Here is a 14,751-nt window from a genome sequence, read left to right as displayed (position 1 = left end):
GGATTTTCGGTCTGAACGCGGCATGATTGCCGTGAACAGGAGCGGGTATGACGAGACGCGTTCACCGGAACCACAGCCCGGCTTTCAAGGCGAAGGTCGCGCTGGCTGCGATCAAGGGCGAGAAGACGCTGGCCGACCTGGCGCAGCAGTTCGACATCCACCCCAACCAGATCACGCAGTGGCGCAGCCAGCTTCTTGAGGGAGCTGCTGGCGCCTTCGGGTCGGATGCGAAGTCGGAAGCCACCGCGCCCCTGATCGACGTGACGACGCTGCATGCGAAGATCGGGGAGCTGGCGCTGGAAAACGATTTTTTGTCCGGCACGCTCGGCAAGGCCGGCCTTCTGAGCGCCAAGCGATGATCGACCGCGCGCATGATCTGCCACTGATCCGGCAGGCGAAGGTGGTCGGGATCAGCCGGGGCAGCGTCTACTATTTGCCCCGAGCGGTTCTGGCCGCCGATCTGGCTTTGATGCGCGATCGACGCGCTGCATCTGGAATATCCCTTCGCGGGTAGCCGCATGTTGCAGGGGCTTCTCAGGGCCGATGGCCATAGGGCTGGACGTCTTCACGTCGCCACGCTGATGAAGCGCATGGGGATCGAGGCGCTCTATCGCCGGCCGAACACCTCGAAGCCGGCGCCAGGGCTGATCTTCCCCTATCTACGCGTCCCAACCAGGTCTGGGCGATGGACATCACCTACATCCCGACGGCGCGGCGTTTCGTCTAGGTGGCTTCTACCAGGCATTCGGCCCAGCAATGGCGACTGATGGGCTAGGATCGACCAACGCACTCATTTCGGCCGCGGTGTTTTCTTCAATGATGGCGCCAAGCGCCCTGGGAGGTCCAATCACAGGACGATTTTCGCCAGCCGGCGCCCAGCGTGCGGGAATGGCGGCTTTTGCCTTGGCCGTCGCAGGCGTCCTGGTTTCGCTAGGGGCCGGAGCAGTTGTTCCGTTTCTGGTAGCAAGCGCGCTGGCGGGGGTGGCTCAAGTTCTAACTTTGACCGGCAGCATACGTGCCTGGTGCATGGAGTATCGCCCGATCAACGGACTGGCATTTTTCCGCTGATCTACGCGGCCTCTTACACCGGGGCCGCTGCCGACCTTTGTCGCAGGACCTGGTGCAAATCGTAAGCAATTACGATCTGCTCGCAGCCTCCGCCTGTGGAATCACCTTATTCGCGGCGCGAAACCCACAATGCCCCGCACGCGATTTATGAGCAGGTTTCACAATCGCATTCGGCGCCTTGCGGCTAATCGCGCGCCTTCCGTCTCTCTATATACCCGAAAATGGCAACGAAAGGAGATGAGAGGGTGCGCGGTCTTCAGAGCACTTTGCGCGGCATTGCAGTTAGGATTGGCCCAAAAGAAGCGGCCAGCCGACACCAACTCGAAACCACGCACACTATTATTGTGAAGCGGGGACAGGGCCTGATCCAACCGGTGACCGGCTCCGAGCAAATGTTCACAGCTGGAGACGTAGCTTCCCTGTCTCCGGGCGGGTACACGGTTTCGAACACCTCGCCGACTGAGCATTTGGATGTGCTGCTCATAGCCGCTTGAGACGGGCGGCCCGTGGGGGGTAAGCACCAAGGCGTAACGGATTAGGCCCCGAGCCCCCGTGGTAGCGTGTACTGCGACCCGAATGCAGGTCACGCGCGAGCAAGCCTCGAGGGCACGGATGCGCGAGGCCAAAAGACCTCCCGCGGTGATCTCGGTTGAAAGCTTAGCTCACATTGGCGCCGGTCTGATCGACGCCCATAGTCTTCATGTCCTCATAGCGATCGACGGTCGATTGAGATAGTCAAAGCCGGCGCGCGAGAACCGCGCGGCGGCTTTGACATCAGAACTTCGGCAGCGTCACGCGCAAGAAATGCGCTTCTTCGTTGGCCTTGATGTCGATCGGCTTGTCCGTCGGCAGAAGCTCGATGGCCGACTTCTCGCCATAGGTCTTGCCGTTGACGGTGATGCTGCCCTTGCTCAGAAACAGCACCTCGATTTGCGAGCGTGTGCCCGTGTTGTGGGTGGCATCCTTCTCGATCTTCAGGACACCAATCTGCGTGTTACGCTCAGTGAAGGTTCCAAGGAGCTTTGAGTAGACGCCGGGCGCGCCCGTGCCAATCCACTCATACGCGTCAGGGTCCATCATCACGACATCGTCGTATCGAGGCGGGGAGAAAGCGAGCTTCTTGCCGGTCGCCTCCTCGAAACAGGCAGCAGAACCGTCCTGGTTGTGCTTCTGGCCCTTTTCGTCGACCCAAGTGAAGATGCCGTTCTTGAATTCGCCCTTGGACTTCAAGGCCTCGTTGGCGGCTTCACGCATCGTGGAACTGAGGAACCCCTGCCCGCTGGCGCCGCCGAACTGAATCACCATCATTTCGAGGCCTTCGGGGCGATCCTGCGGGCCGTAGTGGACGCTCTCGGGGAAGTAGGCGATCGAGCCTTCCTTCATCACTTTGTGTGGCGAAACAGGATAGCTGCCCTTCAGCACGAAGCGGATCTGATCAAAGTTGTGGCGATGGCGCGGCGTGCCCCATCCGCCGCCACCGGTCAGGCCGACGTTGAGCAGGTAATTGTTCGGCGAATTGTCTTCGCCCGTCAGGAGGAACTTCTGGTCGAGCTTGCCGTCGCGCATGGTGCCGACGCTGCCGCCTTCCACGTTCGCGATTTCAGTAATCCGCATGTCTTCGGCTCCTCTCTAGGGTGCGAGTTGTTTGGTTGGAGATGAGTTATGCTGAGAAATGGTGGGATCGGAACCCCGCCCGAGAGGCGGATATAATTCAGAGTTATGGCCGCAACTGACTCTGCTGGCCGGCGCCTTGCTCTAGGCCAATGTTTGATTGCACAGCTGGATGAACGGCCTGACCTCGCTCGATCGCGCATGCCTCGGCCGGATCCTAGAGACACGAGATGGCGCTCCAGATGACCGAGATCGACGTGCCTTTGAAGAACACGATGAAAGCCAAGATGGATGCCGGCGAGCTCGCAATTGGCATGGTGGTCCGCATCATGCGCGGGACCGAGATAGCCGCCGTCGCCAAGAGCGCAGGCTTCGACAGCCTCTACATAGACCTTGAGCATTGCAGCTTTTCGGCTGAGACCATTAGCCAGATTTGCCTCACCAGCACCGCGCTTGGCGTTACGCCGCTGGTTCGCTTACCAGGGCTCGACCAGGCCGAGATCAGCCGGACGCTTTCGATCGGCGCTCAAGGGATTATCGTTCCTCACATCGAGGGGCGTGCCGAAATCGAGGCTGTGGTCGAGGCCGCCAAATTCGCACCAATCGGTAACAGGTCGCTGCTGGGCATGAACCACGCCACGCTCTTCCGAAGCAGCCCAGCGAAGGAAACGATGCGAAGGATGAACGACGCGACCTTGGTCGTCAGCATGATCGAATCCGCCAAGGCGGTGGAGAACGCCGAAGATATCGCCTCGGTGGAGGGGCTCGACATGCTCTTCCTCGGCACGAATGACCTGTGCGGCGCTTACGGCGTCCCGGGCGATTATGACCATCCGAGCATCCGCGAAGCTTATGAGCATGTCGCCAAGGCCTGCAGAGCCAAAGGCAAGCATCTAGGCATCGGCGGCCTTACCTCGCGGCCAGACATCGTGAAGACGTTGATCGGCTTGGGCGCGCGATTCATGTCAGCGGGCAGCGACACAGCCTTCTTGATGAGCGGCGCTACGGCCGCTGCCAAGGCTTTCCGCTAGACGCAATCGGACACATATCCATGAAGCACTATAGGCATCATTTTATCGACGGCGCTTGGTGTCCGCCCGGATCCCAGGGACAGAAAGAGCTCGTTGATCCCTTCACCGAGCGCCCGTTTGCTACCGTGGTGAACGGTGGCACGGCAGCAGATGTCGATTTGGCGGCAAGGGCTGCGCGCAGGGCATTCGAAGCCTTCTCGAGGACATCGGTCGGCGAGCGCGTAGCGCTGATCGATCGCATCATCGCGGCCTACGAGAAACGACTGGATGAATTCGCCGACCTTATCGCACAGGAGGTCGGCATACCCGTTTCGTCGCGGGCACAGGTCACCGGTCCCGTCGGCCATATGAAAGTCGCGCGCGATCTCCTCGAAAACTATCGCTTTGAGACGCAACTCGCCGACACGATCATTCGACGAGAACCCATTGGCGTTTGCGCCCTGATCTCGCCCTGGAACTGGCCGATCCAGACCTCCGTCATCAAGGCGATCTATGGCATCGCCGCCGGTTGCACGATGATCTTAAAGCCGTCGGATGCGTCGCCGGTCAGTGGTATCGTTCTGGCCGAGGTTTTCGAGGAAGCCGGGGTGCCTGCCGGAGTGTTCAACCTGGTGTTGGGCCGCGGCAGTGTGGTCGGGGCAGCGATGTCGAGCCATCCTGAGGTCGACATGATCTCCTTTACCGGTTCGACCGCGGCGGGCGCAAAAGTCGGCGAGGCGGCGTCGCACACGATCAAGCGGGTTTCATTGGAACTCGGGGGGAAGTCCGCCAACATCATTCTGCGGGACGCCAATGTCGAGCAGGCGGCGCGCTGGAACATCCAGCGCTGCTTCTTCAACACTGGTCAATCCTGTCACGCGCCGAGCCGCATGCTGGTTCACGAGAGCCAGATGGCCGAGGCCGTTTCCTACCTCGTGGACGAAGCTGGGAAATATCGTCTCGGTGATCCGCGCAATCCGGCCACCACTATGGGACCGGTGGTCAATCAATCCCAGTTCGAGAGCATCCAGCGGCACATCGCCATCGGTATCAAGGAAGGGGGGGAACTTGCCTGCGGCGGCGTTGGCAGGCCGGACGGGTTGACCCAGGGCTTTTTCGTCAAGCCGACTGTCTTCGCCGGTGTCTCTCCCGACATGACGGTTGCACGCGAAGAGATCTTCGGGCCTGTACTCGCCGTCATCCCCTACAGAACGGAAGACGAGGCGCTCGAAATCGCCAATGACAGCGTCTACGGCCTCGGCGGCTATGTCTTCGGGACCGACCGCGGCAAGGGGCAGGAATTCTGCCGCGGCCTAAAGGCCGGGCGGATCAGCTTCAACGGCGCCGCCACCAACTCGCACACACCGATGGGCGGGTACAAACAGTCGGGCATCGGACGCTCAATGGGCCGGTTCGGCTTGGAAGAGTATCTGCAGATCAAATCGGTCTACGGCTTCGAGGAAGAGGCGTACAAGCTTCCGGAACTGACATAGCGGCGTAGTTTGGGTGAATTGCTACGGGCTGATCGGTCCGCTCGTCGGCTTCGGCGGCACCAAGCAGAGCGAGTATTGCTCGAAGCGCAGGCGCCACAACCTCGACACCTCCCCTCACAGCAAAACTGTCTACATCGAAACCTGATTGGTCCCGGCGATCCAGGAGAGACGCCTCCTCCGATGAGCGAGGCGATGACCGCCCGGTGTCCGCTGGCACCGACGGCCGCAAGAGCACGATCTTGCGATCGAGCGCTTTCATTCGAAAGATGTGCTAGGCCGCATTGGACTCGATCTGAGACGCGGCCGCCGCCGAGAAAGACCGTAAGGCTCGGCCCCTGCCAATTGGGAAGCGCGTAGAGGGGGGAGTACCTCCCGTCGCATCGTCGAGGCGCGGCTCCGATGATACGACGTCAACTTCGGCGTCCGGTTTGCCTGCCGGCGGGCGGGGCAGGACGGCCGATGCAACCTCAAACTCAAGCTGCCCCCCAGCCGCCGGAACCGCCGGCCGAGATCAGTGGCGAGGCGGTGTCGAAACGCCGCTTCCCTATTGGGCCAGGAAGGAGAGCACCTCGTCCTCCGCGATACCGGCTCCCCGCTCTCGCGCACCCAGAGTCGCGCCGCCGATATGGGGTGTCAGAATGACATTCGACAAACCCGCGAGGCGTTCAGGGATTTTGGGCTCGCCTTCGACGACATCGAGAGCCGCGCCTGCGATCGTCTTGCGTTCCAATGCATCGATGAGCGCATCCGTGTCCACGAGATCGCCGCGGCCGACGTTGACAAGCAATCCTTTTGGCCCAAGCGCCGCAAGCTCCGCTGTACCGATGGCATGACGCAACGCGCCGCCCCCGGGCACGGCCAAGACCAGCACGTCGCTTGCGCGGGCAAGTTCGAGGAAGCCGTCATACAGCGTGGCGTCTAACCCTTCGGTGGAGGGCCGTCGCAATGTCGCGATGGTCATCCGGGAGGCTCGCGCACGGCGTGCGATAGCCTGCCCAATCCGGCCGCTCAGACCCGCGATAGCCATCGTCTTGCCGACGAGGCTCTCCCCTGGACCGAACCGGCCCTTCTGCCATTGGCCGCTCCGCGCAAAGTGATCTGCGTTCCGCAGGTCGCGCGCCAGCATCTGCGTCAACGCCATGGCAAGGTCCGCGACATCCTCGGTCAATCCTTCGCCGATGTTGCGCACCCGAACACCGCGCGCCGCGAGGCCATCGAGATCGAACCTGTCCTTGCCCGCACCCTGCGAGACGACAAATCCAAGATTTGGCATCGCATCCGCCATGGCCAGGGAGCAGCCACGAGTGGCACTGGTCATGAAAACCCGAACCTTCCGCCTGACGTCCTCGGGAAGCGTGAGCACCGCGTGCTCATCCGCGGCAGTGACTATCCCATATGCCTCCTCAATGCGCGGATAGCGCATGCCGTCGAGGGCAGGATAGGAAAGCACGATTCCGGTGGTCGGTGGGGTCATGGTGTCCTGCCAATCGGATTGAATCCATACGTCGCACCCTACCGCTTACGCCAAGCGCGCAGTTGTAGACGGAGGTGCAACGTAAAATTTGGCAGCAGCCTTTTCAGAAGCGCAACAATGGAAAAGGGCCTCTCAGAACCGAGCATAACGCAAGATTATACCCGGGGCCCAAGTCAGGCGGCAAATAGATGAATGCCCAAGCACGTCGTGGCATCTTGGCGCGGAAAAGGATTGAGGCACCATGACAGTTCAGACCTCCATTTATGCCCCGCAGGATTCCGGTGTTCCATCGGAAGCGCGCGACCTGTCGGTCAAGAACCGCGTCGTGGTGATTACCGGTGGCGGGCAAGGTATCGGACGCGAGTTCGCCCGGCAGTTCGCCGCGGCGGGGGCGATCGCGATCGTCGCAGACCTCAATCTCGACGCAGCGAAAAGCGTTCAAGGCGAAATCGAGGGCGCAGGCGGTCGGGCCTACGCGCTTCGCGTAGACATCGGGGATCCCTCATCGCTGGATGCCATGGTAGCTGCCATCGTCGCCCGCTATGGCAAAATCGACGTGCTGATCAACAATGCAGCTATCTTTGCCACTCTGACGAAGTGTCCGTTTGACGAGTTACCGCTCGATGAGTGGAACAAGGTCCTCCATGTGAACGTGACCGGTACGTTCCTAAGCGTTCGCGCGGTGCTGCCGATGATGAAAGCTACGAAATGGGGCCGCATCATCACGATATCGTCTAATGCCGTAAAAAAGGGCGTGCCGAACTACCTGCACTACGTTGCTTCAAAGTCCGCCATCATCGGCATGACTAATGCGATGGCGCGCGAGTTGGGACCGCACGGCATCACCGTAAATTGCATTCGCCCTGGTGCGGTCGCGACCGAGGTGGAGCGCGCGGTTCATACGACTCCCGAGCGGCGCGTCGCACAGATGCAGGAGCAGTGCATTCCGCGCGGCATGGTGCCTCCGGATCTGGTCGGGCTCGCGATGTTCCTGTCGAGCCCTGCATCGGGATTCATCACGGGTCAGACGATCGCGTGCGACGGCGGCATGACCCACAGCTTTTGATCCGGCGCATTGGCAGAGTCGGCTCACCCACGGTGCAGGCGCACCGTGGCGCTTTGACAACGCCTCGGCCGAACGGTGAGGTGGCCACTTCGGTGCGGCCGATCTACGTCAGCAAAGCTGTCATCGAAGACAGGACCTTGATGCTGGATCGCCGTCCCCCCTGAATCGTGCGCGCTACTGGGCTGCCAGGGAAGCGCTGCATCGCGTCGCCAGCAGCGAGCGCTGAGCTGCACCAACAGCCCGGTATTTAAAGGGGTGGGTGTCAGAGTTGTCGACTGAGGCGGTTACGAGGCTTATCCCGCAGTGGCGCCCCGCACGTGGCGGGCGCAAGTTGTCTGGAGCACCGAAGCGCGATGGCAGGGATAGATTGCTATGCGTAGGGGATTGCCGTTTTGACGAGCGCGTTTCCCACGTCAGGCAATATTCATCGCATCTGAAGGACGATCGGATTACTGCTCGCCGGATCGGTATTGGCGCGTAGCGCCCTCACGTCATCCACACTGATCGCTCCTCCGCGATTTCCCCAAGAGGAGCGGATGTAGGTCAGGACGTCCGCGATCTCGCGGTCGGACAGCTGCGAGCGATAAGGCGGCATGCGGTAGGCGTCCGGGACGCCAGCCGTGATCACCCGCAACGCGCCGTTGAGAGTCACGTTGATCTGGGATGCGTTCTCGGTAGCGAGAGAGGAGGCAGCCCCGGCCAAAGGCGGAATCCACTGGTTCTGCCCGCGGCCGTCCTGACCGTGACAGAAAGCGCACTTGGCTGCGTAGGTCTGGGCGCCGGGCCGGCTGCGATCCATCGGAGTGCCAACGTACTGCCATGGCGCCCCGTCACGACTGGGGTCACCGGGCAACGATTTCAGATAGACGCTCATTGCCCGAAGATCGGCGTCGGTCAGGAATTGCAGGGAGTTGTTGTAGGCCTCGGTCATAGAGCCGAAGACCACCGCATGTCTGTTACGGCCATTCTTCAGGAAGCCAAAAATGTCGTCCTCGCTCCAGCGGCCCAGACCGGTGTTGTGGTCTTGCCGTAGGCTCGGCGCATACCAACCGTCGAGCAGCGCGCCGGAAAGATAAAGCGGGCTCTTCTCGTCTAGCGCCTTCTCGTTCATCGCCAGGCCGCGTGGAGTGTGGCAACTGCCGCAATGTCCGGCCGCCTGAACGAGGTAGGCACCGTTGTTCCACTGTTCGTCCCGATCGGGTTTCGGCGAATAGACGCCGCTCTCGGTGAAAACAGCATTCCATAGTGCCAGCGGCCAGCGCATGTTCAGCGGCCATTTTATGCCGGATTCACGGTTGAGCTGTTCCACCGCTGGGACGCCATTCATGAAGAAGGCGTAGAGGGCGCGGATGTCCTCGTCGTTCATCTTGACGTAGGACGGATAGGGCATCGCCGGGTAGAGCCGTCGACCACCCGGAGCTACGCCGTGTCGCGTGGCTCGATCAAAATCGGCCAGCGAATAGGAGCCGATGCCCGTGCGCCGATCCGGCGTGATGTTCGTAGCGAAAATGGAGCCGAGCGGCGTTCCCATTTCCAGGCCACCCGCGAATGGCTTGCCATCCGGGATGCTGTGGCAAGCGACGCAGTCCGCCTGCCGCGCCACGTACTCTCCGCGACGGATCAGTTCAGGGGAAGAAGTGGGGAGCGCGGCCAACCCCTCAAAGGGTGAGGACGGGATGCGCGTGACAAACCACGCCAGTCCGGCGGCGCTCGCAACGCAGACCAGCAAGATGAAGAGAAGAGCTTTCTTCACGGACAGGTCCACCGCGTGGGGATTTTGACGGGCTGATGTCGGCGGCCGGCGAACGTCCCCGGAACCGGAGCGGACGCCGATGGCGCACCCACCGGAAAATCACCGGGTGCGCCAGCAGGCTCAGCGATCATGCCTTCGTTTGGTCAAGCGAAGGTGTAATGCGAGAGCGGCATCCGCCGGACGCGCTGATTGGTGAGCGTCGACACGGCGTTAGCGACCGCCGGCGGCACGGCAGGCAGGCCTGGCTCGCCAATGCCGCCCATCTTCTCGCCACTCTCTACGATACGCGAATGCACGCGGGGCATCCGGTCGGGCGGAAGGATGGGGTACATGTCGTAATTGCGTGCGACAGGCTGGCCCTTCTCGTAGACCGTCTCCTCGAGGAGGACCTGGGATAGCCCTAGCGCAGTCGCAGAGTTGAGTTGCGCTTCAATAATAGCCGGATTGACGATGCTTCCGGGGTCGATTGCCTGCCAGACGTCATGCACGACGACCTGACCTGCGCGGATCGATACCTCCGCGATCGCCGCCGTATGACTGCCAAAGGGCGAAGCCATGGCGACACCGCGCGCTCGACGGGTTCCATCGGCTGCGGTGAACGGTCCTCGCTTCCAGCCTCCCGAAAGATCCGCGGCCGCCTTGAGCAAAGTCGTCAGACGCTGGTTATCCCGGAGCAGCTTGAGGCGCATTTCGTAAGGATCCTGGCCAGCGCTATCGGCGAGCTCGTCGAGGAAGCTCTCATAGAAAAAGTCGTTCATCGAGTTCCCGACCGAGCGCCAATAGGCGAGCATGGTTGGGTTCTGGACGTAGACCTGCGCGATGCGGTGGTTCGGGATCGCATAGGCCTTGCCCGAAAGGCCTTCGACCGCTGTCGGGTCGATCTTGGCGGGGTTGTGTCCGGAGATGCCCTCCGTCGGGCCTTCGGTCACGGTGATCGCTTCCAGTGCCACCGGCATGCCGCTGGCGTCAACGGCGCCTCGGAAGCGTACTGCCGCCATCGGTCTCAGCGGATCTCGCAGGAATTCCTCCTCGCGGCTCCAGATCACCTTGATCGGGCGGCCGACCTCCTTGGCCAGTTGGATGGCCTGCGGGAATGGGCTTGCGGCCGCGTAGAGGAAATGACGTCCGAAGAAGCCACCGAGCAACGGGCTGTGAACCTTGACCTGTGACAGTTCGAGGCCAGTACGCTTGGCGATGTCGGCTTGGAACATTTCCGGCGCCTGGTTCGGCATCCAGAGTTCGAGGCTTCCGTCGGGGTTGAAGCGCGCGAGTGCCGAAGGCGGCTCCAGTTGGGCGTGACTGACATACTGAGACCTGTAGGTGGCGGACACCACCTTTCCAGCTGAAGCGAGCGCCCGCTCGACGTTACCCGCCGCTTCGGCCTCCTTGCCCTTCCCGGTGTCATTCGCCAGACGATCGCTAAAAGACGCGGACGAGAAATCCGCCGGCATGGTGCGAGCACCTGGCATAACCGGCTCCGAACCGGCCTCACGCCAATCGACCTGAAGCGCCTCGGCAGCACGCCTGGCGGTCCACCACCGTTCTGCCACCACCGCGACCGCCCCAGGCAGTCGATGGACGGAGTGGACCCCCGCCATCGCCTTGACCTGACCTTCATTGCGGATCGAGCCGACGCTCTGGCCCAGCCGTGGCGCATGCTGGACCGCGGCGTGGAGCATGCCCTCGACCTTCGTGTCGATGGAGTAGACAGCCTTACCGACCGACTTGTCGTAGACGTCGAGGCGCGGGACGGACTTGCCGATCCAGCGGAAAGCACTGCGGTCTTTGAGCTTGACCTGGTCTGGCGCGGGGATCGGGAGATCCATCGCCTCGCTCGCAACCTCACCATAGGCCAGCGAGCGGCCAGACGCCGCATGGAGAACGCGCCCTGGTTCCGTGGTCAGTTCACCGACCGGTACGCCGAGGCGGGCTGCGGCCGCTTGCAGGATCATGTGACGCGCGGACGCGCCAAGACGTCGCATGGTGTCGTAGCTGAGGCGCACCGACATGCTGCCGCCGGTAATGCGCATGCCGTTGAGAATGATCTGGAAGTCGCGGCCGGCCGGCGCGTTCTGGACGACGAAGGAGGACGGTGCCACGTCCAGCTCCTCACCAACGATCTGAGCCATCGCGGTGAAGATTCCCTGGCCGCCCTCCACGAAGGGGCTGAACAGCCGGACGCTGTTGTCGGGGCGGATTTCTAGAAATGCGGGCACGCGCGTGCCTGGAGCGGCCGCTGCGGCTTGCTGAGCCTTGGCGGGGCGGACCGGAACGCCGAGGCCGAGAACGAGTCCGCCTGCTGTCAGGCCGAGCGAAGACAGCAGGAAACCGCGCCGTGAGACATTTGCGGGGGCGCCATCGGGCATGTCACCTGTGGCGAGGAAGGTGTGGCTGAGATCGTTCACAGCTTTGCCTCCTTGCGCCCGGCAAGGTCGTTTACCGCCGTCTTGATGGCATTGTACGTTCCGCACCGGCACAGATTAATCATCGCGGCGGCGATGTCCTCGTCTGAGGGGGCCGGCGCTTGCTTGAGCAGCGCGGTCGCGGCGATGACCTGCCCGGATTGGCAGTAGCCGCACTGGGCAACCTGATGCTCGACCCAGGCGGACACCACCCGCTTGCCGACCTCGTCAGCTTCAATCGCCTCGATGGTCGTGATTTGGCGGTCTGCCACGCTCTCGATCGGCGTGACGCAGGATCGCATGACCTGCCCATCGACCAGTACGGAGCAGGCGCCACACTGAGCGAGGCCGCAGCCGTATTTCGTTCCAGTAAGTCCGAGTTCGTCCCGGATGACCCACAGCAGGGGCGTGTCGGGATCAGAGGTGACGTCGACGACGCCGCCATTGATGGTGATCTTCATAGGTGTCCGCCGCCTCCATGCAGTCGTCAGGACGTGTCAGCGGGCTGCGCGCGACATCTCGTGCACGGCCACAACTGCAACTTATTCTGTCTCGAAAGAGCGAGCCTGATAATCGCTGCCCATTGCTAGCGGTCATGAGCTAGATCGCTAAATCGCCCAGCGTGAACTCCCGACAGCGTCCGGGCGCGTACGATTGGCCGATGCTCGCCCGGGGCCTCGAGGGAGAGCGCCCCCGCCTGCGCGACGTCCCGCGCCAATCGGTTCACGGCAAGGTCGCGTTATCGATCACAAAACGATATTTCACATCGCTCTTGAGCATGCGCTCATAGGCATCGTTGATCTGGTCGGCGCGGATCAGCTCGATGTCGGAGACAATCCCGTGCTCGGCACAGAAGTCGAGCATCTCCTGGGTCTCCGGGATGCCGCCGATCATCGAACCGGCGATGGCGCGCCGCTTCATGATCAGGTTCATCACGTTCGAGGATGGATGCGGCGATGCCGGCGCGCCGACAAGCGTCAGCGTGCCGTCGCGCTTGAGCAGAGTGGTAAAGGCGTCGAGATCATGCGGGGCGGCAACGGTGTTGACGATTAGGTCGAAGCTCTTGGCATGCGCGGCCATCTCGGCCGCGTTCCTGGAGACGACAACCTCGTCCGCGCCCAGCGCCTTCGCATCCTCGCGCTTCGATTCCGACGTCGTGAAGGCGACGACTTGAGCGCCCAAGGCATGCGCGATCTTGATGCCCATGTGCCCGAGCCCGCCAATGCCGACGATGCCGACCTTCTTTCCCGGGCCGGCTCCCCAGTGCTTTAGCGGCGAATAAGTCGTGATGCCGGCGCAGAGCAACGGGGCGACCGCGGCCAACTGCTCCTCGGCGTGCCGGATGCGGAGCACGTAGCGTTGATGGACGACGATCTCCTGCGAGTAGCCGCCGAGCGTGTGACCGGGCGCGTCCAGCGTAAGGCCATTGTAGGTCCCGACCATGTGGTCGCAATAGTTCTCAAGACCGTCGTCGCATTCAAAGCAATGACGGCAACTATCCACGATGCAGCCGATGCCGACGAGGTCGCCCGTCCTGAAGTTTGCGACATCGGCTCCGACCGCCGAAACGCGCCCGACGATTTCGTGCCCTGGCACGCAGGGAAAGATCGTCCCAGCCCATTCGGCCCGGACTTGGTGCAGGTCCGAATGGCAAATGCCGCAATAGGCGATGTCGATCTTAACGTCGTTCGGACCGGGCTCCCGACGCGTAATCGACATGGGTTCGAGGGGCTTGTGCCCGGCATAGCTGCCGAAAGCTCTGATGGTCATCACCAGCTCCAGATATGTTCTGCCCGACATCGCAAAGTGGTTGCGTGCGGACGGCCTGACATAGTCTGAATGACGCCCGCGGATTAGGCGCCTCCCGTTTGATGAGTTATTGAGCCGAATTCATATATCCCAGATCGACCTGCGCGTCGTGTCGCGTTCGACTAATGAGCGGCGGTGATATCGGCATGTCGCGCCGTGGAGCTAATCGATTGTTCCGACGCGTTCTAAGGTGCGCCGCAAATCGGCAGGCGTCCCGCGATCTGCCGCACCAATGTGTGGCGGTCCCGTTTCCCGCCTTGAAAGCCGTACTGGCCCATCCTGCTCACGAGAACTCTCATGAAGCCTTTCATCATCTGCCATATGGGCACGTCGATCGACGGCAAGCTCCATCCAAGCCGCTTCACGGCGCTGCCATCCGGCGTCGCTCTGGACGTCATTCGGGGACATTACGAGCGCGTCCACGACAGTTTTGGCGCAGATGGCTGGATCGTCGGTCGGAAGACCATGGCGGAAATGTCAAAAGGTGCGGCGCGTGAAATCGTCGATGTGACGAGCGTTCCGCGCGAGCCGCATCTCGGTGAACGCGGCGGTCGAAACCTCGCCATCGCCATCGATCCAGCCGGCCGCGTGCACTACGGCAAGGACAATATCGGTGGCGACCATATCGTCGCAGTCTTGGGGACGCAGGTAAGTGACGCCTATCTGGCAGAGCTTCGCGAGGACGGTGTGTCCTACCTGTTCGCGGGCCCGAAAGGCGACGATCTCGCCGGGGCGCTAGCGATGATCGCCGAGCTCTTCAGTGCGAAGACGCTGATGTTGGAAGGTGGCGGCGTGATCAACGGAGCCTTTCTGAAGGCTGGCCTTATCGACGAGTTCAGCACGCTGATTTATCCGGCGGTCGATGGCGCAGCGAGCATGGACACGATCGTGGCATGGCATGGGCCGGATGGAGAGAAGCCTGGCGCCGGCCAGTCGCTCCGCCTCACGTCCTGCGAAGTTCTCGAAGGCGGCATGGTCTGGCTACGCCATTCCGTCGAGAAGTTGCCTTGAGAGGGGGCACACCATAGACCGGGATCGAGCCGGGCAACCGCATGGCGATGATGA

General features: G+C 62.1%; 10 protein-coding genes and 1 pseudogene. 5 read left to right on the top strand and 6 right to left on the bottom strand.

Annotated elements, in window-relative coordinates:
- Positions 1-47: 47 nt before the first annotated feature.
- Positions 48-724 (top strand): annotated as a pseudogene (locus tag AC1RMY_RS25560) (IS3 family transposase); the annotation flags it as partial.
- A gap of 1,118 nt (positions 725-1,842) precedes the next feature.
- On the opposite strand, the gene AC1RMY_RS25555 reads toward AC1RMY_RS25560, so the two are convergent.
- The gene (locus AC1RMY_RS25555; RefSeq protein WP_492869405.1) at positions 1,843-2,682 is read right to left on the bottom strand and encodes a hypothetical protein; all 840 of its coding nucleotides are present in this window, start codon (positions 2,680-2,682) and stop codon (positions 1,843-1,845) included.
- A gap of 239 nt (positions 2,683-2,921) precedes the next feature.
- Between AC1RMY_RS25555 and AC1RMY_RS25550 the strand changes: the two genes are divergently transcribed.
- A complete protein-coding gene (locus AC1RMY_RS25550; protein ID WP_492869403.1) occupies positions 2,922-3,710 on the top strand; it encodes an HpcH/HpaI aldolase family protein in 789 nt (262 codons plus the stop codon).
- Between the two features lie 20 nt (positions 3,711-3,730).
- Positions 3,731-5,182 carry an aldehyde dehydrogenase family protein gene (locus tag AC1RMY_RS25545; protein WP_492869401.1) on the top strand — a complete coding sequence of 484 codons (1,452 nt, stop codon included), beginning with the start codon at positions 3,731-3,733 and terminating at the stop codon, positions 5,180-5,182.
- Between the two features lie 544 nt (positions 5,183-5,726).
- Here the strand turns inward: AC1RMY_RS25545 and AC1RMY_RS25540 are convergent.
- Positions 5,727-6,656 carry an NAD(P)-dependent oxidoreductase gene (locus tag AC1RMY_RS25540; RefSeq protein WP_492869400.1) on the bottom strand — a complete coding sequence of 310 codons (930 nt, stop codon included), beginning with the start codon at positions 6,654-6,656 and terminating at the stop codon, positions 5,727-5,729.
- A 241-nt stretch (positions 6,657-6,897) separates the two neighbouring features.
- On the opposite strand from AC1RMY_RS25540, the gene AC1RMY_RS25535 reads away from it, so the two are divergent.
- Positions 6,898-7,722, top strand: a complete 825-nt coding sequence (locus AC1RMY_RS25535; RefSeq protein ID WP_492869398.1) for an SDR family NAD(P)-dependent oxidoreductase — start codon at positions 6,898-6,900, stop codon at positions 7,720-7,722.
- A 424-nt stretch (positions 7,723-8,146) separates the two neighbouring features.
- Here AC1RMY_RS25535 and AC1RMY_RS25530 read toward each other — a convergent pair whose 3' ends face one another.
- The 4 genes from AC1RMY_RS25530 to AC1RMY_RS25515 all read right to left on the bottom strand — a co-directional run bounded on the left by AC1RMY_RS25530 (position 8,147) and on the right by AC1RMY_RS25515 (position 13,650).
- Positions 8,147-9,475, bottom strand: coding sequence for a c-type cytochrome (locus AC1RMY_RS25530; protein ID WP_492869397.1), 1,329 nt, complete (start codon positions 9,473-9,475; stop codon positions 8,147-8,149).
- Between the two features lie 143 nt (positions 9,476-9,618).
- Positions 9,619-11,880, bottom strand: coding sequence for a xanthine dehydrogenase family protein molybdopterin-binding subunit (locus AC1RMY_RS25525; RefSeq protein WP_492869395.1), 2,262 nt, complete (start codon positions 11,878-11,880; stop codon positions 9,619-9,621).
- Positions 11,877-12,338 (bottom strand): (2Fe-2S)-binding protein, encoded by a 462-nt coding sequence (locus AC1RMY_RS25520; protein ID WP_492869393.1) that lies wholly within the window; start codon positions 12,336-12,338, stop codon positions 11,877-11,879. Before AC1RMY_RS25520 ends, AC1RMY_RS25525 begins: the two co-directional genes overlap by 4 nt.
- A gap of 262 nt (positions 12,339-12,600) precedes the next feature.
- Complete coding sequence (locus AC1RMY_RS25515) at positions 12,601-13,650, bottom strand: NAD(P)-dependent alcohol dehydrogenase (protein ID WP_492869439.1); 1,050 nt, start codon at positions 13,648-13,650, stop codon at positions 12,601-12,603.
- Positions 13,651-13,983: 333 nt separating this feature from the next.
- Here AC1RMY_RS25515 and AC1RMY_RS25510 point away from each other — a divergent pair, with 333 nt between their 5' ends.
- Positions 13,984-14,697: a dihydrofolate reductase family protein gene (locus tag AC1RMY_RS25510; RefSeq protein ID WP_492869392.1), complete on the top strand. Its 714-nt coding sequence runs from the start codon at positions 13,984-13,986 to the stop codon at positions 14,695-14,697.
- Positions 14,698-14,751: the final 54 nt, after the last annotated feature.

The sequence above is a fragment of the Allobosea sp. GW822-FHT03F07 genome (assembly GCF_058801345.1).
This window is presented reverse-complemented; position numbering and strand designations above follow the sequence as displayed.

What these genes read in the sequence shown, in the direction of transcription:
- AC1RMY_RS25555 (WP_492869405.1), bottom strand. Translation starts at nt 2,682, where the DNA reads ATGCGGATTACTGAAATCGCGAACGTGGAAGGCGGCAGCGTCGGCACC.
- AC1RMY_RS25550 (WP_492869403.1), top strand. Translation starts at nt 2,922, where the DNA reads ATGACCGAGATCGACGTGCCTTTGAAGAACACGATGAAAGCCAAGATG.
- AC1RMY_RS25545 (WP_492869401.1), top strand. Translation starts at nt 3,731, where the DNA reads ATGAAGCACTATAGGCATCATTTTATCGACGGCGCTTGGTGTCCGCCC.
- AC1RMY_RS25540 (WP_492869400.1), bottom strand. Translation starts at nt 6,656, where the DNA reads ATGACCCCACCGACCACCGGAATCGTGCTTTCCTATCCTGCCCTCGAC.
- AC1RMY_RS25535 (WP_492869398.1), top strand. Translation starts at nt 6,898, where the DNA reads ATGACAGTTCAGACCTCCATTTATGCCCCGCAGGATTCCGGTGTTCCA.
- AC1RMY_RS25520 (WP_492869393.1), bottom strand. Translation starts at nt 12,338, where the DNA reads ATGAAGATCACCATCAATGGCGGCGTCGTCGACGTCACCTCTGATCCC.
- AC1RMY_RS25510 (WP_492869392.1), top strand. Translation starts at nt 13,984, where the DNA reads ATGAAGCCTTTCATCATCTGCCATATGGGCACGTCGATCGACGGCAAG.